Source organism: Mycolicibacterium fallax (assembly GCF_010726955.1).
Taxonomy (GTDB): domain Bacteria; phylum Actinomycetota; class Actinomycetes; order Mycobacteriales; family Mycobacteriaceae; genus Mycobacterium; species Mycobacterium fallax.
This window is the reverse complement of the sequence record NZ_AP022603.1, coordinates 2,883,735-2,907,898: the sequence shown is the minus strand read 5'-3', so window position 1 is coordinate 2,907,898 and position 24,164 is coordinate 2,883,735. Positions and strand designations below refer to the sequence as shown.

The following is a 24,164-nucleotide window of genomic DNA, read 5'->3' as shown; positions in this document are numbered from 1 at the left end:
TGTAATGCCCTGCCCACCGGCCGAGGAGACCTTCCGCGTGTCAGACGACCAGCCGCCCGCACCGGCCGCCAGCAACCATGTCGACGTGGTCATCGTGGGTGCCGGAATCTCCGGAATCAGCGCCGCGTACCACCTGCAGCGGGACTGCCCGGACAAGACCTACGCGGTGCTGGAGGCCCGTCCGCGGGCCGGTGGCACCTGGGATCAGTTCCGCTATCCGGGCATCCGCTCGGACGCCGACATGTTCACCTACGGCTTCGGCTTCAACCCCTGGCTGTCCACCACCGCCATCGCCGACGGCGCCGACATCCTGGCCTACATCCGGGACACCGCCCGCCGGTTCGGCATCGACCGGCAGATCCGGTTCAATCACCGGGTCGCCGGGGCACAGTGGTCCAGCCAGACCGGACGCTGGACGCTGGACGTGGAGCGCGACGGCGAGCCCGTCACCATCAGCTGCGCGTTCCTGCTGGTCTGCGGGGGCTACTTCGACTACGCGGCCGGCTACCTGCCCGACTACCCGCAGCGGTCCCGGTTCGGCGGGGTCCTGGTCGATCCGCAGTACTGGCCGGCGGACCTCGATCATGCCGGCAAGCGGGTGGTGATCATCGGCAGCGGCTCGACGGCCGTCAGCCTGCTGCCGGTGCTCGCCCGCACCGCCGCGTCGGTCACCATGCTGCAGCGGTCGCCCTCCTATGTGCTCTCGATGCCGGCCGTCGATCACCTGGCGAAGCTGCTGAGCAAGATCCTGCCGGCGCGCGCCATGTGGTCGATCGTCCGCGCCAAGAACATCTTTCGGATGACCGTCGCCTACCACATGTGCAAGGGGGTGCCCAAGGGGGTGCCCCGGTTCATGCGCGCGGTGTTCCGCGGCGCGATGAAACATGCCCTGCCGAAGGGCTATCCGGTGGACACCCACTTCAATCCGCGTTATCTGCCCTGGGATCAAGCCATCTCGATCGTGCCGGACAACGATTTCTTCGAGGCGCTGCACGGCGACACCGCACGGGTGGTCACCGACGAGCTGGTGCAGTTCACCGAGACCGGCCTGGAGCTGAAGTCCGGAACGGGGCTGCCCGCCGATATCGTGGTGTCCGCCACCGGGTTTCGGTTGAAGTTCCTCGGCGGCATCGAGTTGGTGGTCGACGGCGAGGAGATCGATCCGGGGCAGCGGGTGTGCTACCAGGACATGATGCTCGAGGGCGTGCCGAACCTGGTGTTCTCGCTGGGGTATTCGAACCTGTCCTGGACGCTCAAGTCCGACCTGACCGCCGAATACGCCTGCCGGCTGATCAACCACCTCGACGCCCGCGGTCAGCACCGGGTGGCGCCGGCCCGGGCCGACGCGGCCCTGGCGCGCACCCCGTACCTGGAGCAGAACTCCACCTACGCGCTGCGCGACATCGACGCGTTTCCCAAGCGCGGCACCGAATCGCCGTGGCGACTGCGCGCGGTGCTGCCGGTCGACGCGCTGAACCTGCGGTACCGGCGGATCGACGACGGCGTGCTGCAGTTCGGCACGACCGCGCCGGCGATCGAGACCCCGTCGGCCGCACACTGATCCGAGGCGGTCAGTCCGGCAGCCCGATCAGCACGCCCTCGATCTCGCCCTCGACCGTGACGAACTGACCGCGGCCGGGCGGCAACTGCGCGGCGCTGATCCGGCCGAACACCTTCACCATCGCCGGATCGTTGTCCATGAACAGCGTCGGGGTGCGCGCGGCGGTCAGCCGCTGCAGCAGCGGGTTCATCAGCGACACCCCGGCCCAGTTGCCGGGCGCCCGGGCCACCACCACGTGCAGCCCGATCTCCCGGCTGCGTTCGATCAGCGGCCACAGCGGCGCGCTGGCCGCCGGTTTGCCCAGCACCGCCCCGGCGGCCCGCAGTTCCTGCTCGTCGTCGATCAGCACCAGCTGGTGCGGCCCGGTCCAGGGCTCGCGGTCCAGCAGTTCCTGCTGGGTCAGCCCGGACGGCGGCAGCCGGCGGGCCAGCAGCTCGGCCAGCTCGGCCATCGTGGCGTCGATGTCCTCGGCGGTGTAGGCGTACCGGACGACCTGCGGTCCCTGCACCCGGCCGATCAGGCTGGTCTTCGGGTCGATGATGTGGATCTGCAGCCGCTCGGCGCCCAGCCGCGCCATCGCGGCCTGGCCGAACGCGGCCAGCGCGGTGGTTTTCCCGCAGCCCTGGCGCCCGACGATCAGCAGGTTCGGCAGCGCGCCGGTCGGCAGCGCCAGCGGCGCCAGCACGCTCTCGCCGAGCGCGAACGGGATGTTCCAGGGATCCGCGCCGGCCGGGCCCGCGGCGAACGCCGTGACCAGGGTGCGCAGCGCCACCGCCCGCGGCAGCCGCGCCAGCGTCTCGCGCTTCCCGGCGCCGGTCACCGCGGCGATCGCCCGCCCGGTCTGGCGTACCGTCAGCCGGCCGTCCGGGCCGTCGATCTCCGGCAGCCCGATCAGCAGCTCGTGTCCCTCGGCGCTGACCCCGAAGCCGGGTCGGTCCGGGACCCGGCGGGCGGCCCGGCGATGTTCGATGCCGATGCCCATCTGGGTCTCGTCGGGGTTGCTCAACCGCAGCTGGATCCGGGCGTTGGAGATGTTGATCAGCGCCTGCCGCTGCCCGACCAGCCAGCCGCTGGCGCTGCTCATCACGTGGATGCCGTAGGACAGACCCTGGCGGGCCAGCCGGATCACCCGATCCCCGGTGGCCATGTCCGATTCGTAGAGGTCGCCGAAGTTGTCGACGACGAGGAACACGTCACCGAATTTGTCGTCCGGGTCGGTGCCCGGGGTGCCGGCGCCGCGGGCCGGGCCGAACCGCCGGTCGCGGAACTCGGCCACGTCGATCTGGTAGCGCTTGAAGGATGCCTCCCGGTCCCGCAGCAGCACCTCCAGGGTTGCCAGCGTCCGGGACACCCCCTCCCCGTCGGCCAGCGACACCACCGATGCCACGTGCGGGATCTCCTCGACCGGGTGCAGCGCGGCACCCAGGCAGAAGAAGGTGACCCGCTCGGGGCGGTAGAGCAGCGCCGCGGCGGTGATCAGCGTCATCAGGGTGCTGGACTTGCCGCGCTGGGCGGTGGCCACCACCATCACGTTGTCCATCTCGGCGTCGACGACGTGCACCCGCTGCGCGTGCTCCTCGGGCAAGTCCGCCATCCCGACCGGGAACACCAGCCCCGGGTTGTCGCCGTAGCCGTCCCGCCAGTCCCGGCCCCGCCACCGGGTGACCAGCCGGTCGATCGGTTCCGGTTCCTCCAGCGGCGGCAGCCAGATCCGGTGCGGGGCGCGCGCCGGATGGGCGATCAGCGCGTCGCGGATCACCTCCAGCAGCTTCATCTTCTTGAAACCGTCGGGGTGGTAGAGGAATTCATCGGGCTGCTCGGGGGCGTCGACGCGGGCCAGCGCCGCGCTGTCGGCCTCCGACAGCGGCTGAAACTCCCAGGTCAGCGCCCGCGGCCGGGCGAAGCTCAGGTCCACCGTCGCCGGCCCGGTGGCCGGCTTGGGCAGCACGAACGGCGCCGATACGTAGAAGCAGCGGAACTGCTCGAGGTCGCGGGGACCGACCTTGAGCAGTGCGTACCCGTTGTCCGCCGACGGCAGGTGCAGCGCGGCGTCGCTGCCGATCACGTCGCGGGAGTCCTCCGCGGTCTCGGCGCGCAGCGCGACCCGAAAGGCGATGTTGCTCTTGACCTTGCTCAGCGAGGACAGGTCCAGCCGCTGGCCGCCGAGGGTGAAGAACACGTTGCAGCCGCGGCCCTCCTGGCCGATGTGGATGACCAGGTCGATCCAGTCCGGGTGGTGGTGGAACAGCTCCAGATACTCGTCGATGATGACCAGCAGGATCGGCACCGGCTCCAGGTCCCGGCCGGCCAGCCGCATCTCCTCGTACTCGTTGGCGTCCCGCGCCCCGGCCTCCTTGAAAAGCCGGTAGCGCCGGGCGATCTCGCCGTTGATCGCGGTGCGCATTCGTTCGGCGAGGTGCCGATCATCCTTGCCGAGGTTGGACAGCGAGCCGGCCACATGCGGCAGGCCCGCGAGGTCCTGGGCGGCCGACTCGAACTTCATGTCGACGAAGATCACCGTGAAGGTCTGCGGCGAGTGGGTCAGCGCGATCCCGTTGCACAGCGCCAGGAAGTACTCGGACTTGCCCGAGCCGGAGGTGCCGATCACCACCGAATGGAAACCGAATCCACCGAAGTCCTTGGCCCGCAGAACAATGTGCTGCAGGCGTCCGCCCGGGCCGACGCCGACCGGGATCATCGCCCACTTCGGGTCGCTGCGACCCCGGCGCTGTGACCACAACCGGTCGACATCGAGGTTGCGCAGGTCGGTGATGCCCAGCGCGCGCAGCAGCTCGGTGCCCCCGCCCGAGGTTTCCCGCTCGGCGGCCGTCGACGGCGACCAGCGGGCCATCGCCCGGGCATACCGGGTGGCGGCCGACGCGGCCAGCTGGTCGGCGACGGCGTAGAACGCTCCGCGGTGCCGCAGCATCGCGCCGTGCAGCTCGAAACGTTCGTCCGGGCAACCGAATCCGACCCCGATGCCACGCCGCGCGGCGAGCCGCAGCACGGTGATCCCGGCCATTCCCTTCTGTCCGGTGACCCCCTCCCAGGCGTCCGGGCTGCCGGTGCCGTCGTCGACGATCAGCCAGTGCGGTCCGGGTGCGCGGCTGGCCTCCATCGGCGAGGGCATCGAGACCGGGCTGGCGGCGTTCGGCGGTTCCCACGGCCCGCGGCCCTTGCGATGCAGCTCGGCGTCGAGGGCCTCCTCCAGGTCGGTCGGTGTGGCGAACACCAGCCGGCGCAGCCCGCAGGCGTCGAACATCTCGTCGTGCTGGTTGTGCGGCAGCCACACCAGCCAGTCCCAGCGCTGCGGGTGCCGGGTGACCACCATGATCTTCAGATCGGCCGGGCTGTGCGCGACGGCCAGCCCGCACAGCAGCGCCCGGGCCAGGGCGGCGACGGCGGCCGGATCGGCGCCGACGATGCTGAAGCCGGGCCGCGAGCGCAGGCTCAGCACCTTGCCGATGCCCCGGATCTTGGTCTGCTCCAACATGAAGTCGCGCAGCGCCGCACCGGTGACCGGTTCGAGTTCCTCGCCGATCGGAACCTCGGGCCACTGCAACGACACCGCGGCCTCACCGGACTGCTGGATCCCGATGCCGAGGCGCACGTCAAGAAAGTCCGGGTCGGTGGGCCGGCGTTCCCACATCCGCGGGCCGCCGATCACGCTGTCGAGCCGCTGCGGGTCGGGGTGGGTGAACAGCCGGGCGCGTCGGGCCGCCGCGGCGGCCCGCTGGATCTCGTCGCGGTCCTCGTCGAGCTGGCGCAGATAGCCGCGCCGGTCCTTCTCCTGTTCGCCCCAGCCGACCTTGCGGGTGCGGCCGAACCGGCCGCTGAACATCATCGCGCCGAACCCGACCAGCCCGATCATCGGAAAGAACCCGGACTGCAGCGAGCGCACCCCGGAGGTGTACATCACCACCAGGGTCCCGATGATGCCGACCAGCAGCGCCGGGATGGCGATCATCAGCAGGATGTTGCGGGGCTCGCGCTCGGGCAGCGCCAGCGGCGGCGGCACCGCCACCCGAATCGGGGGCACCGTCGGGGCGGGGACGCGCGGGGCCCGGACGAAGCCCCGTTTGGACACCTCAACCCCCGCCCGGCAGCGCGTCATGCTCGCGCAGCGCGGCATCCCGGCCGATCGCCGGGCCGGGGGCGAAGACCCGGATCAGCGGCCAGGGCGCCTGCACGGCCGCGGCCGCGTCCACCCCGAGCGCGGACAGTGTCTGGTCATCCCATTCGATGCCGAACCGGACGCCCTGCGGGGAGATCCAGTACAGGCTTTCCCGGGTCTCGGTGGCCGGGAGCTCGCTGGTGGTGGCGACCAGGTTGGCGGCGCCGGGCAGCACCAGGGTTTGGTCGGCCTCCACCGACTCGGGGGCGCGGTCATCGCGGACCAGCCGCACCAGTCGGGCGTCCTGCCCGGCCGGCACCGGCAGTCCGCGCCCGGACCGCACCCCGATCGCGGCCTGCCGGTCGGCGCCGTGCTTCTCCCAGCTCAGGCAGGTGACCGGGTTGGCGTCGGTGTCGACGAACTGCACCGGCCCGTCGGGATAGTCGTCGACGGCCAGTGACTCCACCTCGGGGATCCCGACCAGTCTGTCCGGCGAGATCGGTTGCAGGGCAGCGGCTTCCGGCCCGGCGGTGCGCAGCAAGTCGGCGACGAAGCCGCTGATCTGCTGGACCCCCGCACCGAGCAGCAGGTAGAACCCGCTGCCCGCGCCGGCGGCGTCCCGGGTGGTCAGCACGGTGCCGATCGGGGTGCCGGGCAGCCAGCGCGACGGGTCGCCGGCGCCCGGGACGACCGGCACGGTGATCGGCTCGCTCGGCGGCAGCGCGTCGTAGAGGGCGTTGGAGATCGGTACGGCGCGGGTGCGGCCGGGGTCCAGGCCCAGGTTGAACCTCAGGGTGCGGTCGGCCGGATCAATCCGGGCGCGCCGGCCGTTCCAGATCAGCAGGGTCTGGCCGTCGTGCACGCCGAGCACCGCGCGGCCGGCCGGCAGCGGCGGGGCCGGGCCCGCCGGGTCCAGCGCTCCGGCGATGGCGGTGACCAGCGGCGTGGCATTGGCCCGCGCCGGCGCGGTGTCGCACACCGTCCAGGCCGAGGTGCCGCCGGTGACGGCGAGGTCCTCGGGCGCCCCCGGGATCCCGATCAGCGGCCCGGTGGGATGCCGGGCGATCTCGGCGGCGCCGACCCAGGTCGGCACGCCCGCGGTGCCGGTGGCCAGCCGCGCCGAGGTCAGGTTCAGCGCCGGGTGCAACCGCCCGTCGATCCGGGCGTAGACCGCCCCGGTGCGGCGGTCCCCGACAATGTCGGAGTCGCCGGTCAGCCCGGCCGGTTTCATGATGTGCAGCAGGGCCATCCAGCCGATGCCGATCAACACGAAGACCACCCCGAGCACCAGGGCGGCCTGTTGTTTGCGGTCGTCGTGCTTCATCCGCACCGAGAATCGGGTGATGGCGGCCCGCAGCCGGCGGTTGTAGAACAGGTGGCCGGAGTTCTGGTCCCGGTTGGACAGGTTCAGCGGCATGGCCGCCGCCGATCCCGGAACCGACCCCGGCCGCTCACCGGAGTTCGCTTCCGTACCGGGCGGCGTTGTCGGCGCGGGCCTCCTCGCGCAGCACGGCGAACGCGGCGTTGAGGCGTTCGCTGAGCTCGTCGTGGGTGTATTCGGTGACGGTGCCCGCCGCCAGCACCAGGTCCAGCAGCCTGCCGTCGGCGTTGATGACGGCCCGCAGGTCCCCGAGATCGACGGCGTAGGTGATGGTTTCGGCCTCGGCGACCAGGGCTTCCCACCGGTCGGCGGCCTCCCGCAGGTCCCGGAGCACGGCGTCGACCGCTGCGTTGCCCTCGCGCCCCGCTGCGGCGTCCCCGTCGGCGAACGTCATATCGTCACCATCCCCGCCCCTCAGCGTACGACCGCCGACCCCGTTGTCCCAAGGATGTTTGCGATCGAATTGTGGCCGGCGGTGCGCCGCAGTACCGTTCGGTGATGGCGGATGTGACGCTGCAACACCAGCTCGACGAGGTGCGCGCCCTGCTGAAGCGGGCGCTGGCGCTGTTCGGCGCCGAGCCGGTCGAGCCGCCCGCCGACGTGGTGCCGGATCCGGCGGCCGTGCAGTCCTGGGCCCGTCAGTACTGACTGACCCCACCGACCCGGTCGGCCTCCGGCCCCAGCCGGTGCTCGGCGAGCCGCCGGGTGGCGGCGCGCAGATCGGCCGGACCGGCCAGCTCCGCCGACGGGCTGTGGCCCGCCGCGATGATCTCCGCCCGAACCGCCATCAGCGCCTTGAGGTAGGACACGTCGGCGGTGCGCAGGATGGCCTCGGCGAGGGTGTCCGCGTCGGCGTCGAGTGCGGCCTCGGTCAGGATCACCGAATCCAGGTAGCCGCCGCGGCAGCTGCGGAACAGCACCCGGCCGCTGGGATGCGCGGCGTCGAACGCCGGATCGGGGTGGGCCATCAGGTCTCGTCGAGGACGTTCCGGATGAGCCCGGTGGCGGTTTGCTCGTGGTCGCGCCACAGGGCGGCGGTGGCGCCGAGGTGCTCGGCGAGCAACTCATGCTCGTCGGCCTGCACCTGGTAGCAACGGCGGCGTTGCTCCAGCAGATCCCTGGCGGCATCGGAGAATTCGGCGAAGATCGGGCCGAGCGAGTCCACGCTGGCCTGGATCTCCGGGTGGTTGGCCGGGACCGCGCGCAGATACCCGGCGGCCTCGCCGTGCCGCTTGGCCAGCCGGGACAGCTCGGCCGGATCGATGTCGATGTACTCGCCCATCGCGGTGTTCCTTTCGGCAGGTCCGACATTAGGCGGCCGGACGGGTGGGTGCAGGGGTTTGGCCGGGCTGACCGGGCGGCACGGCGGCCGCGCCGACGGTCGGCAGGTGCTGCCAGCCCAGGAAGCTCGGCCCGGAGACGTTCGCGATCGGCTGGATCTGGCCGTCGTGCCAGGCCCGGGTGTCATCGAGCGCAACGGCCAGTCGATCACTGAACACCGCGATGTCGCCGGTCCGGATCCGCCCGGGGTCCAGCGGCTGCGGGACCGGGCTGCCGGGTTCTGGCAGCACGATGCCCTGGGCGGTGAACGCCTCGCGCAGCGGGGTGCCGGCCAGCGTCGCGGTCAGGGCGGCGGCCAGCTTCGGGTCGGCGACGCTGATCCGATCGCCGCCGGGCAGCTCGACGGTCCGCGGCGGCTCCGGCTGCTCACCCGGGTCGGCATCCCCGCGGTCGGCATCAGCACGATCGGACTCATCGGGGTCGGACTCGTCGGCGTCGGGCTCATCGGGGTCGAGGTCCTCAGCCGTCGAGCGCTGCCCGGGCAGGTCCTCGGCCAGGGGCGGCTCGGGGCCGAACAGCGCGTCAAGGCCGGCCGGTCGCAGGCTGCCGCTGGGCGCGGCGGCGCTCTCGCCGCCGATCGGCCCGCCCAGGCTCGGCAGGGCGGGCAGCGGCAGCGCCGAAGCGGCCGCCGGTGCGGGGGCCGGGGCGCCGGTGTTCACCGGCGGTGCGGCGGCCGGGGCGAGTGCCTCTGGCGGCAGGTCCGAGTAGGGCGGGACGTCGCCATAGGGCGGCAGCTCCCCCGGCAGCTCACCGTAGGGCGGCGGCTCCCCCGGCAGCCCGCCCGGCGCGGCGGGGGGCGCCTGGGGACCGGGCGCGGCGGGCGGTGCCGGGCGTTGCGGTGCCACCGGCGGGTCGGGTTCCGGATCCGGTTTCGCCGGCCCGGTGGCCGCGTCGTACAGCGCGTTCCAGGCTCCGGCCAGCGTCGCCTTGGAGGTGGCGTCCAGCCCGGCGGCCTCCACCACCGCACCGATCTCGCGGAGCTTTCCGATCAGGTAGCGCTGGAAGTCCCGAGCACCGGCCGGAGTGTCCAGATCGGTGCGGGTGCGCACGGCGGATTCGATGTCGCGTTGCAGGGCGGCCAGCGCCCTGGCCCCGGCCGCGGTGGTGGCGTGCGCGGACAGCACCGCGGTGATGACCTGCAGGTCGAGCATCGCCACCGTCGAATGTTGTTTCGTCAGAGCGGCTTCGGCGGTGCGGATGGCCTCGGCACCGTCGCCCTGCAGCGGCGCGGGGCCGACGTCGCGGGTTCCGGGCAGCACCGAGACCGGCAGATGGGTGAGCGGATCGAACAGCGTCGGGTAGCGCCGCCACAGCGACTCCAGCACCACGTCCCAAACCTGCGGCCGCTGCGCCAGTGCGGTGAGATCGGTGATCGTCGGATCCAGGTCGATCTTCCAGGAGTCCACATCGCCGGTGGCGCGGGTGACCTGGTCGATGGCGGCCACCACCTCGGCGTAGCTGCTCATCGGAGCGCCCCGCGGCGGAGCCGGCGGCTGGTCATAGCGCGGACGCTACGCCGTACCGGCGCGGCCGCCAATTCAGTCCGGCTCAGCCTGTGGACGACGGTCCGGCGGCCCGGTAGGCGCCGGAAAGCTGTTTGAGCGCAGCGGTTTTCGCGGCGGCCGCGGCCGCCGTCTCGGCCACCACGGTCTCCATCTCGCGCAGGTTCGCGGTCAGTGCGCGGCGCACCGCCAGCGGGGCGTCCAGCGGCAGCTCGGTGCGCTCGGTCAGCAGGCCCTGCACCCGCGCGCCAATGTCCTCGAGCCGGCGACGGGCCGCGGCGGCGATCCGGTGGGCGTCGGCGATGGTGGCGACCAGGGCCCGGTCGGCCGCCACGGCGGCGGCCAGGCGCGCCTGCAACCCGCGCGCCACCGCAGCCCCGTCCGGCTGGTCCGACATGGCGTCACCGTACGCCCGGCACAGGGCCGCGGCAATTCACGGCTTTCAGCCGGACCGATTCACCGCTTTGCAGCCGGACCGATTCACGGCTTTTCAGCCGGACCGATTCACCGCTCAGCCGGGCCGACGAATGGCGATCGCCGATCCCAGCGGGCTGATCCGGACGTTGGCGCCGGAGTACGGCGCCTCGATGACCATGCCGTTGCCGATGGCGATCTGGACGTGGCCGGTGTGCGGGAACACCAGATCGCCGGGCCGGATCGCCGACCGCGGCACCGGCGCGCCCGCGTTGATCTGGTCGTAGGTGGTCCGGTCCAGGTTGATCCCGGCCTGGTGATACGCCCACTGCACCAGGCCCGAGCAGTCGAAGCTGTCCGGGCCCTCCGCGCCCCAGACGTAGGGCCGACCGAGCTTGGACATCGCGGCGCGCACCGCCCGTTCGGCCGCACCACCCGGCGGCCGCAGCCGGCTCAACTGGACTCGGCGCCGGGCCCGGTAGCGCAGCGCGCGCAACAGCGCGGCCCGACGCCGGGACCGGCTACGGGCCCGGGCGACCAGTCGATACTGATCACGCAGCCGCTGCACCCTGCGCCGCAGCGCCTCGCGCTGGGCCACCGGGGAGTCGTAGAACTCCGGCTGGTCCCGGCGCGCGGCGGCCAGGATCCGCGCGGTGCCGTCGCGGCCGGCCGCGTGATCGGCCCGGGCCCCGCGCAGCAGTTCGGCGATCCGGTCGTCGGTGTCGGCGGCGGTGCGGAACTCGATGCGGGTGCCATCCACGTAGCGGCGGTAGCCGTCCGGGGTGCCACCGCGCCGCAGCGCTCCGGTCAGTCGCGCGATCGGCCCGCCGGCATCTCGGGCGTCGGGCACGGCGGCCGCCGGCTCACCGGCGAACAGGTCGTGCGCGCGTGCCAGGATCTCCAGCTCGCCCATGCCAACCTCCTGATTACCGGTCGGGCTGCCCCGACCTCCAGACCTCGATGAAGTCCTGGATTCGCCGCGCCGCGCCGGGCGGTACGACACCGGCGGTCCGCAGCCGCCACAGCTCGTCGTCGTCGACGCCGAGCAGCGCGGCGATCACCCGATCCGGCAGGCCCGAACGGAGCCGGGCCGCCTCGAACCGCGCCGGCAGCCCGTCCGGGAGCCGGCCGACCAACTCGACCCGGATCCGGTCGAGCTCGCGCAAACATTCCAGCAGCGGGCCCTCCGGGGCGCTGCCGGCGTTGACGGCCACCCGCCACGAGTCGGCCGCCAGCAGCTCTGCCGTCGCGCACTGCGTCATCACAGAACGAATATACGTCTCGTATTCGTTTGATGATTTCGGCGGCAACCGGGCGATGACGGTCCGCAGCGCGTCGAGCTGGGCCCGGGCGTACCCCTGGAGCACCCCGACGTCCACATTGCGATCGACCCGGACGGCGGCCGGCTCCGGAGTTTCGGCGGCCAGCAGCTCGGCCAGCAGGGCATCCGGATCCTCGCTCAGCGCCAGCCTCGAGTAACTCCCGGGCGGCAGCCCGAGACCGATTTCAACCTTCTGAACTGTGCTTTTGTGCGGTTTCCTGGCGCCGCGCTCCAGGTAGCTCAGGCCCATCACGCTGACCCCGGTGGCCGCGGCCAGATCCGCCAGCGACCATTGCCGGGACTCCCGCAGCGCCCTGATCGCCGCACCCGCCGCCTCCCGGCTCATCTACCCGCTCCCGGCATTCCCGAATCGTACACAGCGTCCCGGCGGGCCTGTGGATATCTGTTTCTGTGTATGGATTCGTTGCCGATTGCGGCGATGAGATATACGATTCCATCATCGTTTTTGATCCGCCCGGAGGGAGCAGATCATGAATCAACAGCCCTGTACCGCCAATCCCGACCTCTGGTTCGGCTACCCCGACGACGACGCGGGCGACGGGCCGGCCAAGGCCCGGGCCTACGAGCTCGCCGCGCTGCAGGCCCGGACGCTGTGCCTGCGGCGCTGCCCGCTGGCCCAGCAGCGCCGCTGCGCCCGCTACGCACTCGAGCAGCAGGAGGCGTTCGGCGTGTGGGCGGGGGTGAAGCTGCCCGGCAACCAGTGGCGCCGCCGGCACGAACTCGCCCGCGCCCACGAGCAGCTGCGCCGCATCGCCACCGGCGAGGTCACCCCCCGCGAACTGCCGGAGAACCAGCCGCTGCTGCGGCGGCGCACCCTGCCGGCCGGCGGCGACATCGCCACGGTGTTGCATCTGCCGGCCCGGCAATCGGCCGCCTGAGCGGTCAGGCCAGCTCGGCGATCAACTCCAGGGTGCCCAGCTCCCGGATCGCCGCGCAGCCCCGCGCCAGCATCGCCAGCATCATGTCGTCGCCGCGCTCGGTGGAGGCCGCGAACGCCACCCCGAACGACGAGATCAAGGTGATCTGCGGGGTACCCAACCGGTAGTCGCGCCAACAGGTTTCGGCGCCGTAGTCGCTCACCCCGTAGGTCAGCAGCGCGGCGTGATAGCGCTGCACCAGGTCCCGTTCGGCCGCGGTGCGATCGGCCACCGTCAGCCCGGTGCCCAGGAAGTACGCCAGGTCGCGAGCGGGCAGCCCGACGGCGATGGTCTGCCAGTCCACCACGGTGATCCGGCTGCGCGCCGGATCGAACAACAGGTTGTCCAGCCGATAGTCGCCGTGCAGCAGCGCGAAGCGGTCCGGCTCCAGCTGCAGCCAGGTGCCGGTCGCGTCCGCGGTGGCCAGCAGCGTGGCCCGGTCCGCCGCGCTCATCCGGCCACCGAGGCGCTCGACCGTGGTGGCCGCCGCCAGCTGCGCGGCCATCCCCACCCCGGCGGCGAAGTCGGCGTCGGCCCGCGGCATCGTCACCCCCGGGAAGTCCAGCCAGGCCGGATCGCACCAGCGCGGCCCGTGCAGCCCGGCCAGCGCCGTCACCGCCAGCGCCGCCTCCTCTACCGTGCAGCCGCGGATCTGGTCGCCCTGTTCCGCCGGTGCCTGATCGTCCATCAACAGCACGAAATCGGCGCCGTCCCGGTCGATTTCGCACAGATAGGCGTGCGGCGTGGGAACCGCCAGGGTGTCTGCCGCGCCGGCGTAGAAGGCGTGCTCGGCCCGATACCCCAGCGCCACCCGGTCCCGCACCTCGTCCTGCTGGGACGGCAGCTTGACAACCAGGGTCGGCGGGCCGGCGGGTCCGGCGTAGCTGGGCCGGATCCGGTAGGTCGCCCCGGTCTGGCCGGTCCCCAGCGGGGCGACCTCGACGTCGGTCACCGTCATGCCGAGCGCCGCGGACAACCAGGCGGCGGTGATGTCGGCGGGCCCGGCGGGCAGCGGGTCGGTGGTCGTCATGCCCCGGATTCAAACACGAACGATTCACCCCCGGGCGATTCACGCACAGACAATGCACGCCCGGACGATTCGCGCACCGGCGTTTTACCGGCGGCGGTACCCTCGGGCAGATGAGCTGGCTGATCTCGGCTGCCGAGCTGGCCGCGCGCTGCGCCGGCGAATCCCGCCCGCGGATCCTGGATGTGCGCTGGACCCTCGCCACCCCGGACGGCCGCGCCGACTACCGGGCCGGGCACATTCCCGGGGCGGTGTACGTCGACCTGGACGCCGAGCTCAGCGACCATGCGGTCGGTGGCGCCGGACGCCACCCGCTGCCCGCGCCGGGCGCGCTGCAGGCCGCCGCCCGGCGCTGGGGTCTGCGCGATGGTGACCCGGTGGTGGTCTACGACGACTGGAATGCGCTGGCCGCGGCCCGGTGCTGGTGGCTGCTGCGATCCGCCGGGGTGCGCGACGTCCGGGTGCTCGACGGCGGCTGGTCGGCCTGGCTGCGGGCCGGCCTCCCGTCGGAGACCGGGGAGCAGGCGCCCGCCCCCGGCACCGTCACGCTCACCCCGGCCGATCCCGGCCGGACCGTCGACGCCGATGCCGCCGCGGCGGTGGCCGCCGATCCGGGCGGCCTGCTGCTCGACGCCCGGGCCGCGGCCCGCTATCGCGGCGACGAGGAGCCGCTGGATCCGCGGGCCGGGCACATCCCGGGCGCGGTGTCGGCGCCGACGACCGACAACCTCAATCCCGAAGGCACCTTCCGGGGCGCCGCCGAACTTCGGGAACGCTTCGCCGGGTTGGGCGTCGGCGCCGGTCCGACCGCGGTGTACTGCGGATCCGGGGTGACCGCCTGCCACCAGATCCTGGCGCTGGCCGTCGCCGGTCACGACGCCGCGCTGTTCCCCGGTTCCTGGTCGCAGTGGTCCGGCGAACCGGCCCGACCCGTCGCGACCGGCCCGCAACCCGGCTAGCCCGACGAACGGTCAGCCGCTACGGCGTGCCTGCCGCCACCCGGTAGCAGTTCGTGCCGCCGAAGCCGAACACGTAGGTGGTGTCGCACCGCACGAAGCTGCCGTCGGGCTGATCCGACGGATGGTCGCAGCGGCCGCCGCCGTGGCCCATGATGACGGTGTTCGGTCCGACGCATTCGGCGCTGGCCACCGGCGCGGACACGAACCACCCGGTGGTGGCCACACCAATTGCGGCCGCCGCAATCATTACTTTCCTCATCTGACGCCTCCCCCAGCGAAGCCCGCGGCACCCTGCCGCCGTTATGCAATTGTTGCACTATCGATGCGCGCGGCGCCAGGGATTGGGCGCCCGGTGTGATAAGGCCTAGACCGGCTCGGGGGCCCCGGCCGCCGCGCCCTTCCGGGTCCACCGGTACAGCCCGCCGACCAGCAGGGCGAACACCACCACGCCGATGACCTGCCCATACCCGCCGGTGTCCAGCGCGGCCACCGCCAGCGGGTTCTCGTTGCCGGTGCCCGCCACGATGCCGGCGAACAGTACGCCGTAGAGGCTCTCCCCCACGATCATCCCGGTGGCCAGCAGCACCCCGAGCCGCCGGCGTCGCTCGGCATCGGCGAACCGCTCCGACCATCGGTTGTAGGCCAGCCCGAGGAACGCGCCGATCGGGATGATCAGCGTCAGCGACATCGGCAGGTAGATGCCCATCCCGACCGCCAGCGGCGGCAGCCGGAACCGGCCGGTGCGGCCCAGCACCTCGTCGGCGCCGATGATGGCGACGCCGATCAGCGCACCCAGCCCGAGCAGGCCCCAGTCCAGCGATCCGCCGAACACGCCGTCGGCCAGCGAGGAGATCAGCGCGGCCTGCGGGGCGGCCAGCGCCTCGGGTCCGGCATCCGGGGTGCCCATGAACCCGAACGCGCTCTGCATCAGGTCCAGCACCGGCGGGATGACCGCCGAGCCGAACAGCACCCCGATCACCAGCGCCACCTGCTGCTTCCACGGCGTCGCGCCGACCAACTGGCCGGTCTTGAGGTCCTGCAGGTTGTCGTTGGAGATGGTGGCCACGCCAAAGGTGATCGCCGCCGCGAACAGTGTGTAGGCGACCAGCGCGGCGGACTGGTCGTCGTCGGCGGCGCCGAAGGTGAGCTTGATCAGCAAGGCGGCGATCAGCACGACGAGGATGCCCACCCCGGAGATCGGGCTGTTCGACGAGCCGATCAGCCCGGCCATGTAACCGCACACCGCGGCGATGACCAGCCCGATGGCGAAGACGAACACCAGGCTGACCGCGATGATCCCGACCGAGTGGCCGGCCAGCACGGTGCCGTGCACGAACGCGGCCAGCAGCGCGGCGATCGGCACCAGCATCACCAGCACCGTGGCGGTCACCATCGGGAACGGGATGTCACGCTCGACCACCTGGACGAACCCGCCGTCCCGACGGGTCCGGGCCGAGGCCAGCGCCTCGGTGATGCCGCGGACGACCGGGCCGACGATCTTGATCAGGGTCCACACCGCGGCCACCGCGATCGTGCCGGCCCCGATGAACCGGACCTGGTCGACGAACACCGTGTCGACGACGTCGGCCAGCGGCAGCCCCGAGCCCAGCTCCCCGATGGTCCGGATCGGCAGCAGGACCCCGAACGAGATGACCAGGCCGACCAGCATCGCCACCCCGACGCTGACCCCGACCAGGTGCCCGACGCCGATCAGCGCCAGCGACAGGCTGCCGCCGAACATGCTGGCCCCGGCCCCCACCCGGAAGTAGCCGGCGACCGACGCCGACCACAGCTTCACGTTGGCCAGCAGCAGGAACCCCGCGGCGGCCAGCGCCCCGACGGTGATCGCCCGGATGCCGGTACGGCTCTCCGCCGCGCCCTGGGTGCTGTCCCCGACCTTGAGCACCTCGGCGGCGGCCACCCCCTCCGGATACGGCAGATCCGATCCGGTGACCAGGGCCCGGCGCAGCGGGATCGAATACATCACCCCGAGGATGCCGCCGACCGCGCAGACTGCGGCGGTCGTCCAGTACGGGAAGCCCGTCCACCACCCGATCATCACCAGGCCGGGCAGCACGAAGATGATCGCCGAGAGGGTGCCGGCCGCCGAGGCGACGGTCTGCACAATGTTGTTCTCCACGATCGAGTGGTGGGCGAAGTTGCGCAGGATCGCCATCGAGATGACCGCCGCGGGAATGGCGGTGGCGAACGTCAGGCCGACCTTCAGCCCGAGGTAGACGTTGGCCGCGGTGAAGACCAGCGTGATCGCGCCGCCGAGCAGCACTCCGCGGACGGTGAGTTCCCGCACGGTGAGCGGAGCTGACGGGGTGGCGGTCATCCTGCGGTCCTCTCGCACATCTGGGAGCGGACCACCACAGCGCGGCCGCGCTAACAGTGTGCGCCAGGGACGATCCCGCCGTCCCGGCGTACCGTCAAAGGTGACCCGCGAAGGAGGCCGCCATGATTGAGTTGCTACCCGATATGCCCACCGGTGTCGCCGGCATCCGGGTGTCCGGCAAGCTGCACCGCGAGGATCTCGCGGCGGTCCCGGAACTGGAGAAGTCGTTCGGCGACAACGAGTTCCGCCTGGTGGAGGTGATCGCCGATGACTACGCGGGGTTTGGCCCCGGCGCGCTGCTGGAGGACATGAAGGTCGGCTTCGGCGCGCTGATCCGCCATCACGAGCAGTTCCGGCGGATCGCGATCGTCACCGATCTGACCTGGGCCACCCACGCCATCCACGCGATGGCCTGGCTGGTGCCCGGCGAGATGAAGACCTTCGCACTGGCCGAGTTGGACGCCGCCAAGACCTGGGCGGCCGGCTAGCGGGTGGTGTAGCCGCCGTTGACGAACAGCGTCTGCCCGTTGGTCCAGTGCCCGTCACCGGCGAGGAACACCACCAGCGGGGCGATGTCCTCGATCCGGGTCAGCCGGTTGCCCATCGCCTGGGACTTGTGGAACTCCACCCGCTCCGGGGTTTCCTGCGGATAGAAGAACGGGGTGTCCATCGGCCCGGGGGCGATGTTGTTGACGTTGATGCCACGGACCCCGAACTCCTTGGCCGCCGCCCGGGTGAAGTGCTCGACCGGGCTCTTGGAGCCCGCGTAGCTGGAGTAGCCGTCGGTGAACGCCGCCAGCAGCGAGGTGACGATGCTGGTGACCGAGCCGCCGTCGTTGAGCCGACGCCCGGCCTCCTGCAGGAAGAAGAACGCCGCCTTGGCGTTGACGTCGAACATCTGGTCATATTCGGTCTCGGTGATGTCCACGATCGGTTTGCGCAGCACCTTCCCGACGGCGTTCACCGCGATGTCCACCGAGCCGAAGGCGTCGACGGCCGCGTCGAACAGCGCGGTGATGTTGGCCGGGACGCTGAGATCGCCCTGCACCTTCACCGCATCGGCGCCGGCCGCCCGCACCGCCGCCACCGTCGCCTCGGCCTCGGCCGCGCTGGCCGCGCTGTTGTAGTGCACGGCCACATTCACCCCGCGGCCGGCCAGCTCGGTGCTGATCAGTGCGCCGAGGTTCTTTCCGCCTGCGGCGACGACCGCCGTCTTGCCCTTGAGTTCGCTCACCGGCCCGACGCTAATCGCGCTCTACACAAGAGGGAAACAGTTTTTTTCGCGGTATTCACAACTTATGGTTGTGGATGTGGTCGCCGACCTTCGCCGCATCCGACAGTTCGCCGCCGTCGCCGACGCCGGCAGCCTCACCGCCGCCGCCGCCGAGTTGCACCTGAGCCAGCAGGCGTTGAGCGCCTCGGTGCGCCGGCTGGAGGCCGAGCTCGGGGTCGCGCTGCTGTCCCGGGCCGGCCGGCGGATCAGCCTGACCCCGGCCGGGCACGCCCTGCTGACCGAATCCCGGCCGCTGCTGGCCGCCGCCGACACCGTCGGCCAGCGGGTCCGGGCCGCCGGCAGCCGCGCCCGGGAATGGGTGGTCGGGCACAGTCCGGCGCTCGACGGCACCGAGGTCTACGCCCTGCTCGAGCCGGCCATCGCCGCCTTCCCGACGATGTCGTTCACGCTGCGTCAGTGCTACCCGGACCGGCTGGCCGCCGGGGTGCTCGACGGGACGCTGAACCTCGGCCTGCGCCGCGGGGTCGCCACCGGGGGTGACCTGGCCTCGGCGCTGCTCGGCTATCACCGGGTCCGCGCCGCGGTGCCGGCCGGCCACCGGCTGGCGGCGGCGGCCGCGATCACGCTGCCCGACCTGGCCGGGGAGCCGTTGGCGCTGTGGGCGCCGCCGGGGGCGTCCTATTTCAGCGACTTCCTGATGGCGGCCTGCCGGCGCTGCGGTTTCGAGCCCGATTTCGTGGTGAGCCGGGTGCAGGGCGCGGCGATGGTGACCGCCCCGCTGACCACCGGCGCCGTCGCGCTGGTCACCGCCGAGCCCGGTCCCGCCGTCGGCGGCCGGGTCGTCGTCGTCGAACTCGAGCCCCCGCTGCTGCTGCCGGTGCAGGCGCTCTGGCAGCAGCACACCGCCTGCGAGGTCCGCGCCGCCCTGCTCGACCACACTCCGGTATGACAAGGCTTGCTTTGCTGGCGCAGCTGCGGGGCCGTCTCTAGGGTCAGACCGTGACCACCGTCCCGCATCCGGCCGAACCGCACACCGGTTCGGTGGCGGCCCGGCTGAACTGGCTGCGCGCCGGGGTGCTGGGCGCCAACGACGGCATTGTCTCGACCGCCGGCATCGTCGTCGGTGTCGCCGCCGCGTCCGCCGAGCGCGCCCCGATCCTGACCGCCGGTGTCGCCGGGCTGCTGGCCGGCGCGGTGTCGATGGCGCTCGGCGAGTACGTCTCGGTGAGCACCCAGCGCGACACCGAAAGCGCGTTGCTGCACAAGGAGCGCCTCGAGCTGCGCGACGATCCGCACGCCGAGCTCGACGAGCTGACCGGCCTGCTGCAGGCCAAGGGCATGTCCGCGGAGACCGCGCGCCGGGCGGCCGAGGAGCTGACCGCCCACGACGCCATCACCGCGCACGCCGAGGCCGAACTCGGCATCGACCCGACCGAGCTGACCAACCCCTGGCAGGCGGCGTTCTCCTCCGCGCTGGCGTTCACCATCGGCGCGCTGCTGCCGCTGCTGGCGATCCTGTGGCCCCCCGCGGAACTGCGGATCCCGATCACCGCGGGCGCGGTGCTGGCCGCGCTGGCCGTCACCGGGGTGGTCTCGGCCCGCCTCGGCGGTGCCCCGGCGCGGCCGGCGGTGCTGCGCAACGTGATCGGCGGAACCCTGGCCCTGCTGGTCACCTACTCGATCGGGCATCTGGTCGGGGTGGCGCTCGACTGACTCATGCCGCGCCGCCAGAGCTGGTTCACCGCCGACCCGCACATCGGCCATCTCAAGGTCGCCGAGCTGCGCGGGTTCACCGATGTCGAGGACCACGACGCCGAACTCGCGCGGCGCTGGGACGCGGCGGTGACCGATGTCGACCTGGTCTGGGTGCTCGGTGACCTGTCCGCGGGCGGCAAGGGCGCGCAGTTGCGGGCCCTGCGCTGGCTGGCCGAGCGGCCCGGCACCAAGCGGCTGATCGCCGGCAATCACGACGGCGTGCACCCCATGCACCGCGACGCCACCGCGCTGTTGCCGGACTACCTGAAGGTGTTCGAATCCGTCGGGCTGGCCGCCCGCCGCCGGATCGGCGGCGTCGAGGTGCTGTTGTCGCACTTCCCGTATCAGGACTCCACCGACCCGGCCGACACGCACAACCGCTACGAGCAGTGGCGGCTGCCGAACCTCGGGGTGTGGCTGCTGCACGGCCACACCCACAGCGGCCAGCGGGTCCGCGGACACGCCATCCACGTCGGCGTCGACGCCTGGGAGCTGGGCCCGGTGCCGCTGAGCGCGGTCGCCGAACTGCTGCCCACACCCGGGTAGCCGGCGATCAGGCCGGTGCCGCCCCTGGGTCGACGAAGGCGCACCAGGTGTCGTACGACGTTCGGGCTTCCGGCCGACCGGTCTCCAGGCTGTACTGAAGCAGATAGAACGGGGTGAGATACGCAACGTCGTCGGCGCTCTGCACCGAGTAGCAGGCCAACCGCGAGTCTCCTTCGTCGACCAGCCGACTCAGCACCAGGTTGTCGTAGTCCATATAGATCCACAACGACGGCGCGCCCCGGACCAGCATCTCGCCCAGGTACCAGGACGCACCGGCCGCCAGATCGGCATTGGCCGGCTCGTTGAATTCCTCGGCCGTCGGGGTCTGCGCCCGCACCACCTGCAGCAGCTCGTCGACCGAGTCCGGGCTGAAATCCCAGTTACCCGGGTAGCGGGCCGACCAGGCCGCGAAGTCGGCCCGCCGCTCGGCCAGCCAACTGTCCAGCAGCGGCGAGGGCTTCGGGCGGTCGTAGATGTCGATGCCGACCACCCCGGTCGTCGGCGCGCTGCCCACCACCGCCAGCCAATCTCGGTAGGCCCGCACCAGCGCGCCCTCGCCGCCGGACCGCTCGGCGACGACGCGCAGCAGCGTGTGCAGCGGCGAAATCGGCGCCAAGCCCAGGTTCTCCGGCGGCACCGCGACGGGCAGCCCGGGGGCCTCCACACTGCCGTCCCAGCCCCAGCGCTGCGCTGCGACTGCCCCGGCCAGTTGCGCCTCGGGCAGCTCCGGCCGGCCACGCAGCGCGAAACCCGCCTCGTCGTCCCAGCCCCAGTTGCCGCCGGCCAGGTGCACCAGGGTCAACCCGATGTAGGCCAGCAGGCCGCGGACCAGAGCCCGATCGGATTCGGCCAGGACGTCCTGCGGGGTGTCGAACAACCCCAGCACCAAACCCTCCAGGGCCCGCAGCGACTCGACGGAATAGTCCAGCTCCACGTCGTGGGGTTCCAACACCGCGGCCAGGCCCGCCAGTGCCGGGGAGAGCCCGTCCTCCCAGGCGGCGGCCAACGATTGCGCAGTCATACCGGCAAGCCTAGGGCGCGGCGCGGCCGGTCGGCGTCACCAACTTGTCGAACCCGGAAATCGCCGAAAAAATTGGTGCGCGGAAGGTCGTCATCCCAAATTTAGCCTGAGGAGGTGAACCTTCAGCGCTCGACCCGGGCCGTCCGCTCGCTGCGATTGCCCCGCCTCCTCGCGACGTTGCTGTTGGCAGTTTCACTTCTGCTGCAGAGCTTTTCGATCGCCGCAGCGGAAGGGAACGCGGCCTACGGCGGATACGGCGACTGTTCGCCGGGCTTCGAGCTGCCCGGCTACGACGCGACGGAGTCGACCACCGAAGAGCCCATCCCGTACGAGTACGACGCGCTCGACCCCAGCCTGGCCGAGCTCCCGGAACCGACGGCGAAAGAGCTCGGCGCCCTCAACGAACGGGCGGGCATCAAGGGCGGGAAGAACTCCAATGTGAACACCCCGGAGGGCGTGAAGGCCCGCTGGAAGCGCTATCTGCGCCAGAAGCAGGCGAAGCGCGACAAGGGCGAAAACGTCAGCCAGCTGGACTGGCAGGAGTGGCTGGACAGCTACATTCAGCTGCAGACGAACCGCCGAGTGGGCCCGGCCTTCGAGACGTTCCTCAAGGATGGGCTGTGGAAGCTCGACGACACGTGGATCGCGAACAAGAAACTCAGCAAGAGCATTCCCGGGGTTTCCACCCTGCCCGGACCGAACTCGGTCCTGGACCTCACCAACATCTCGAATGCGGTGCCCAAGCAACTGTGGACGCTGGTCGAGGCCAAATCCGGGGCCAGCCTCGGCGACCACGCCCGCAAGCAGTTCTTCGACCACATGAAGCGCGCCGGCGAGCTCGGCGCCAAGGTGGTGCTGATGTTCGGCGAGAAACCGACCGACGCGACACTGAAATGGCTCGCCGACGCCGTTGACGAGCTCCGGAAAACCGAGGGTGTGAAGATGCCGCCCGGCTTCTGCGCGAAGTACATCCCATCGAAGGCCTATGGCCGGGGACAGATTCCGGCCGACCCGACCAGCCCCTCCCCCATCCCGGTCCTCGACGAATCCGCCGCGACACCTGAAATGCAGCGGGAGCTGGCGGAAATGGCGGCGCAGTACGACCAGGACGAGGCTGAGGCCGAGGAACAGAGCCCGGCGTCCGAGCCGACTCAGCCTGCCGAGACACCGCCCACCGAGCAGGCGCCGGCCACCGCACAGGTACCGGTCACCAGCAAGGCGCCGATACCGGCGCGTCCGACCGCACCCGTAAACGCCCCGGCTCCGATTGCCGCCCCGGAAACCAACGCTCCGGCTGAATCCCTACCGGACCCCGCTGGCGCCCCACCGCCAGTGATCTACCAACCCGCACCCGCCAACGCCCCACCACCGGTGATCTACCAACCCGCACCCGCCAACGCCCCACCACCGGTGATCTACCAACCCGCACCCGCCAACGCCCCACCACCCCCGGTCTACCAACCGGCGCCGGCGTCAGGCCCCGTCGCCCCATCCAGCCCGGTCTCGGGCCCGGCCACCACTGCCACCGGTGACCTTGGCGGCATCGACTTCTCCACCCTGGAGATGCGCTATGTGTCCGATTCAGCCGGTGGCAAACCCCTGACGCAGTACGCATTCCGCGCGGACGCGCTGGCCCAGCCGGTCGCTTCCTACGGCGGTCGGCGCAACGCAGACATGGCAATGGACGCCTTCTTCGTGTGGATGGCCGTCTCGCCGGAGAAGTTCTGGGTGAATCTCAAGGAGTCCGAACCCGACCGCATCGTCGACTCGGTGTTCGGCAAGACCGAAGCCGGTCGCGTGCTGCTCGTGGCCGACCTGGAGATGAAGAAGGAGTCGGCGCGGCTGCAGAAGAACGACACCGAGCTCGGCAAGCACTTCGTCGACGCCCTCGGCGGCCGCAAGTGCTACCTCGGCCGCCGGCTGTGGATCGAACCCGCACCCGCGGTGGTGCACGAGGATGGCGATCAGCTCTACGTCATCGACACGCCACTGACCGTCAACATCGGGCACGACGACAGCGATGTCACCCCCGGCACCGACATGTGCGACGGTCAGGATCCTGCGGTCACCACGAGCAACGGCAAGTTGTACGAAAGCATGATCCTGCCCGCGCTGATCGACCGGATCAACAACGCGCCGAACTTCGCCGACCTGCGCCGGGTGTATGCCAGCCGGGTGGCTGCCGAGTGGTACCGCAAGCGCAACGCCGTCAAGCCGTCGCAGTACTCAAAGATCATCAACAGCAACAACGTCGACAAGTGGATCGATCCGTGGGACCCGATGACGGTGTTCAACAGCTTCGTCCACTCGCTGCACAACGGCGAGGCGAGTTTCAGCTGGACCGACGGCTCGGGTACCACCTGGACGAGTACCTGGGGCGGCGTCGACTTCAGCAAGGTGAGCACCACCGAGATCGGTGAGGCGGAGTTCCAGCAGAAGTACGCCGCGATGGCCACCGGCGGTCGGCCCTCCATCAACGGTCCGGTCTCCACCGACGGCGGCAAGCACGTCTGGCTCGGCAGCGTGGTGAGCCCGGTGCCCCTGGACCAGGTGTGGTCCCCTCGGTCAATGCCGTGGACGCCGTATGTGATCGCCGCACCCGCGCCGTCACGCCCGGTGTTCTATGCCGCGACGATGCTGCCAATGGCGATCTGGGTGGTGGCCGGCATCGTCCTGGTAACCCGACGCCGCCGACGTGGGATGGGAGCCTGA

23 protein-coding genes are annotated in these 24,164 nt (G+C 71.5%); 9 read left to right on the top strand and 14 right to left on the bottom strand.

The genetic code is table 11. The features are described 5' to 3' along the window. The first annotated feature begins 37 nt into the window (after positions 1-37). Complete coding sequence (locus tag G6N10_RS13880; RefSeq protein ID WP_244960457.1) at positions 38-1,561, top strand: flavin-containing monooxygenase; 1,524 nt, start codon at positions 38-40, stop codon at positions 1,559-1,561. Between the two features lie 10 nt (positions 1,562-1,571). Here G6N10_RS13880 and eccCa read toward each other — a convergent pair whose 3' ends face one another. Genes eccCa through G6N10_RS13865 form a run of 3 tightly spaced genes read right to left on the bottom strand, consistent with a single transcriptional unit; the run spans position 1,572 to position 7,450 of the window. Further along, positions 1,572-5,648, bottom strand: coding sequence for a type VII secretion protein EccCa (gene eccCa, locus G6N10_RS13875; RefSeq protein WP_234810424.1), 4,077 nt, complete (start codon positions 5,646-5,648; stop codon positions 1,572-1,574). Between the two features lies 1 nt (position 5,649). Next, positions 5,650-7,092, bottom strand: a complete 1,443-nt coding sequence (gene eccB, locus G6N10_RS13870; protein ID WP_085092860.1) for a type VII secretion protein EccB — start codon at positions 7,090-7,092, stop codon at positions 5,650-5,652. Positions 7,093-7,126: 34 nt separating this feature from the next. After that, entirely contained in the window at positions 7,127-7,450 is a 324-nt protein-coding gene (locus G6N10_RS13865) for a DUF2710 family protein (protein WP_085092862.1), read from the bottom strand. Positions 7,451-7,554: 104 nt separating this feature from the next. Here G6N10_RS13865 and G6N10_RS20050 point away from each other — a divergent pair, with 104 nt between their 5' ends. Continuing rightward, positions 7,555-7,704, top strand: coding sequence for a hypothetical protein (locus G6N10_RS20050; RefSeq protein ID WP_165757649.1), 150 nt, complete (start codon positions 7,555-7,557; stop codon positions 7,702-7,704). Here G6N10_RS20050 and G6N10_RS13860 read toward each other — a convergent pair. From G6N10_RS13860 to G6N10_RS13835, 6 genes are all read right to left on the bottom strand, one after another. Then, positions 7,695-8,024 carry a DUF2694 family protein gene (locus G6N10_RS13860; RefSeq protein ID WP_085092866.1) on the bottom strand — a complete coding sequence of 110 codons (330 nt, stop codon included), beginning with the start codon at positions 8,022-8,024 and terminating at the stop codon, positions 7,695-7,697. The genes G6N10_RS20050 and G6N10_RS13860 overlap by 10 nt on opposite strands. Continuing rightward, complete coding sequence (locus tag G6N10_RS13855) at positions 8,024-8,338, bottom strand: ESX-1 secretion-associated protein (protein WP_085092868.1); 315 nt, start codon at positions 8,336-8,338, stop codon at positions 8,024-8,026. The genes G6N10_RS13860 and G6N10_RS13855 overlap by 1 nt, the downstream gene beginning before the upstream one ends. Before the next feature lie 28 nt (positions 8,339-8,366). Further along, positions 8,367-9,863, bottom strand: coding sequence for a DUF4226 domain-containing protein (locus G6N10_RS13850; protein WP_085092870.1), 1,497 nt, complete (start codon positions 9,861-9,863; stop codon positions 8,367-8,369). Positions 9,864-9,945: 82 nt separating this feature from the next. Next, entirely contained in the window at positions 9,946-10,296 is a 351-nt protein-coding gene (locus G6N10_RS13845; protein ID WP_085092872.1) for a DUF4226 domain-containing protein, read from the bottom strand. A gap of 114 nt (positions 10,297-10,410) precedes the next feature. Continuing rightward, positions 10,411-11,226 carry a C40 family peptidase gene (locus G6N10_RS13840; protein WP_085092874.1) on the bottom strand — a complete coding sequence of 272 codons (816 nt, stop codon included), beginning with the start codon at positions 11,224-11,226 and terminating at the stop codon, positions 10,411-10,413. Between the two features lie 13 nt (positions 11,227-11,239). Continuing rightward, positions 11,240-11,980, bottom strand: coding sequence for a helix-turn-helix domain-containing protein (locus G6N10_RS13835; protein WP_085092876.1), 741 nt, complete (start codon positions 11,978-11,980; stop codon positions 11,240-11,242). A gap of 145 nt (positions 11,981-12,125) precedes the next feature. Between G6N10_RS13835 and G6N10_RS13830 the strand changes: the two genes are divergently transcribed. Next, positions 12,126-12,533 (top strand): WhiB family transcriptional regulator, encoded by a 408-nt coding sequence (locus tag G6N10_RS13830; RefSeq protein ID WP_085092878.1) that lies wholly within the window; start codon positions 12,126-12,128, stop codon positions 12,531-12,533. A gap of 4 nt (positions 12,534-12,537) precedes the next feature. Here the strand turns inward: G6N10_RS13830 and G6N10_RS13825 are convergent, their stop codons facing one another. After that, a complete protein-coding gene (locus G6N10_RS13825) occupies positions 12,538-13,602 on the bottom strand; it encodes a phosphotransferase family protein (protein WP_085092880.1) in 1,065 nt (354 codons plus the stop codon). Positions 13,603-13,712: 110 nt separating this feature from the next. On the opposite strand from G6N10_RS13825, the gene G6N10_RS13820 reads away from it, so the two are divergent. Next, on the top strand, positions 13,713-14,558 hold the full coding sequence (locus tag G6N10_RS13820) for a sulfurtransferase (protein WP_085092882.1): 846 nt from the start codon (positions 13,713-13,715) through the stop codon (positions 14,556-14,558). A 19-nt stretch (positions 14,559-14,577) separates the two neighbouring features. Here G6N10_RS13820 and G6N10_RS13815 read toward each other — a convergent pair whose 3' ends face one another. Together G6N10_RS13815 and G6N10_RS13810 are read right to left on the bottom strand one after the other, a co-directional pair. After that, positions 14,578-14,817, bottom strand: a complete 240-nt coding sequence (locus G6N10_RS13815; RefSeq protein WP_085092884.1) for a hypothetical protein — start codon at positions 14,815-14,817, stop codon at positions 14,578-14,580. A 105-nt stretch (positions 14,818-14,922) separates the two neighbouring features. After that, positions 14,923-16,896 (bottom strand): OPT family oligopeptide transporter, encoded by a 1,974-nt coding sequence (locus tag G6N10_RS13810; protein WP_085092886.1) that lies wholly within the window; start codon positions 16,894-16,896, stop codon positions 14,923-14,925. 122 nt (positions 16,897-17,018) lie between these two features. Between G6N10_RS13810 and G6N10_RS13805 the strand changes: the two genes are divergently transcribed. Further along, on the top strand, positions 17,019-17,384 hold the full coding sequence (locus tag G6N10_RS13805; protein WP_085092888.1) for a SpoIIAA family protein: 366 nt from the start codon (positions 17,019-17,021) through the stop codon (positions 17,382-17,384). Here the strand turns inward: G6N10_RS13805 and G6N10_RS13800 are convergent. Then, entirely contained in the window at positions 17,381-18,130 is a 750-nt protein-coding gene (locus tag G6N10_RS13800; protein WP_085092890.1) for an SDR family oxidoreductase, read from the bottom strand. The two genes, G6N10_RS13805 and G6N10_RS13800, sit on opposite strands and share 4 nt — an antisense overlap. A 64-nt stretch (positions 18,131-18,194) precedes the next feature. On the opposite strand from G6N10_RS13800, the gene G6N10_RS13795 reads away from it, so the two are divergent. From G6N10_RS13795 to G6N10_RS13785, 3 genes are read left to right on the top strand one after another with little or no spacing between them, the layout of a single operon-like run. Continuing rightward, the gene (locus G6N10_RS13795) at positions 18,195-19,079 is read left to right on the top strand and encodes a LysR family transcriptional regulator (RefSeq protein WP_085092892.1); all 885 of its coding nucleotides are present in this window, start codon (positions 18,195-18,197) and stop codon (positions 19,077-19,079) included. A 50-nt stretch (positions 19,080-19,129) separates the two neighbouring features. Next, on the top strand, positions 19,130-19,843 hold the full coding sequence (locus tag G6N10_RS13790) for a VIT1/CCC1 transporter family protein (protein WP_085092894.1): 714 nt from the start codon (positions 19,130-19,132) through the stop codon (positions 19,841-19,843). A gap of 3 nt (positions 19,844-19,846) precedes the next feature. After that, on the top strand, positions 19,847-20,431 hold the full coding sequence (locus G6N10_RS13785) for a metallophosphoesterase family protein (RefSeq protein ID WP_234810425.1): 585 nt from the start codon (positions 19,847-19,849) through the stop codon (positions 20,429-20,431). A gap of 7 nt (positions 20,432-20,438) precedes the next feature. Here G6N10_RS13785 and G6N10_RS13780 read toward each other — a convergent pair whose 3' ends face one another. Then, positions 20,439-21,452, bottom strand: a complete 1,014-nt coding sequence (locus G6N10_RS13780; RefSeq protein ID WP_085092896.1) for a hypothetical protein — start codon at positions 21,450-21,452, stop codon at positions 20,439-20,441. A gap of 183 nt (positions 21,453-21,635) precedes the next feature. On the opposite strand from G6N10_RS13780, the gene G6N10_RS13775 reads away from it, so the two are divergent. Next, positions 21,636-24,164 (top strand): hypothetical protein, encoded by a 2,529-nt coding sequence (locus G6N10_RS13775; protein WP_163742435.1) that lies wholly within the window; start codon positions 21,636-21,638, stop codon positions 24,162-24,164.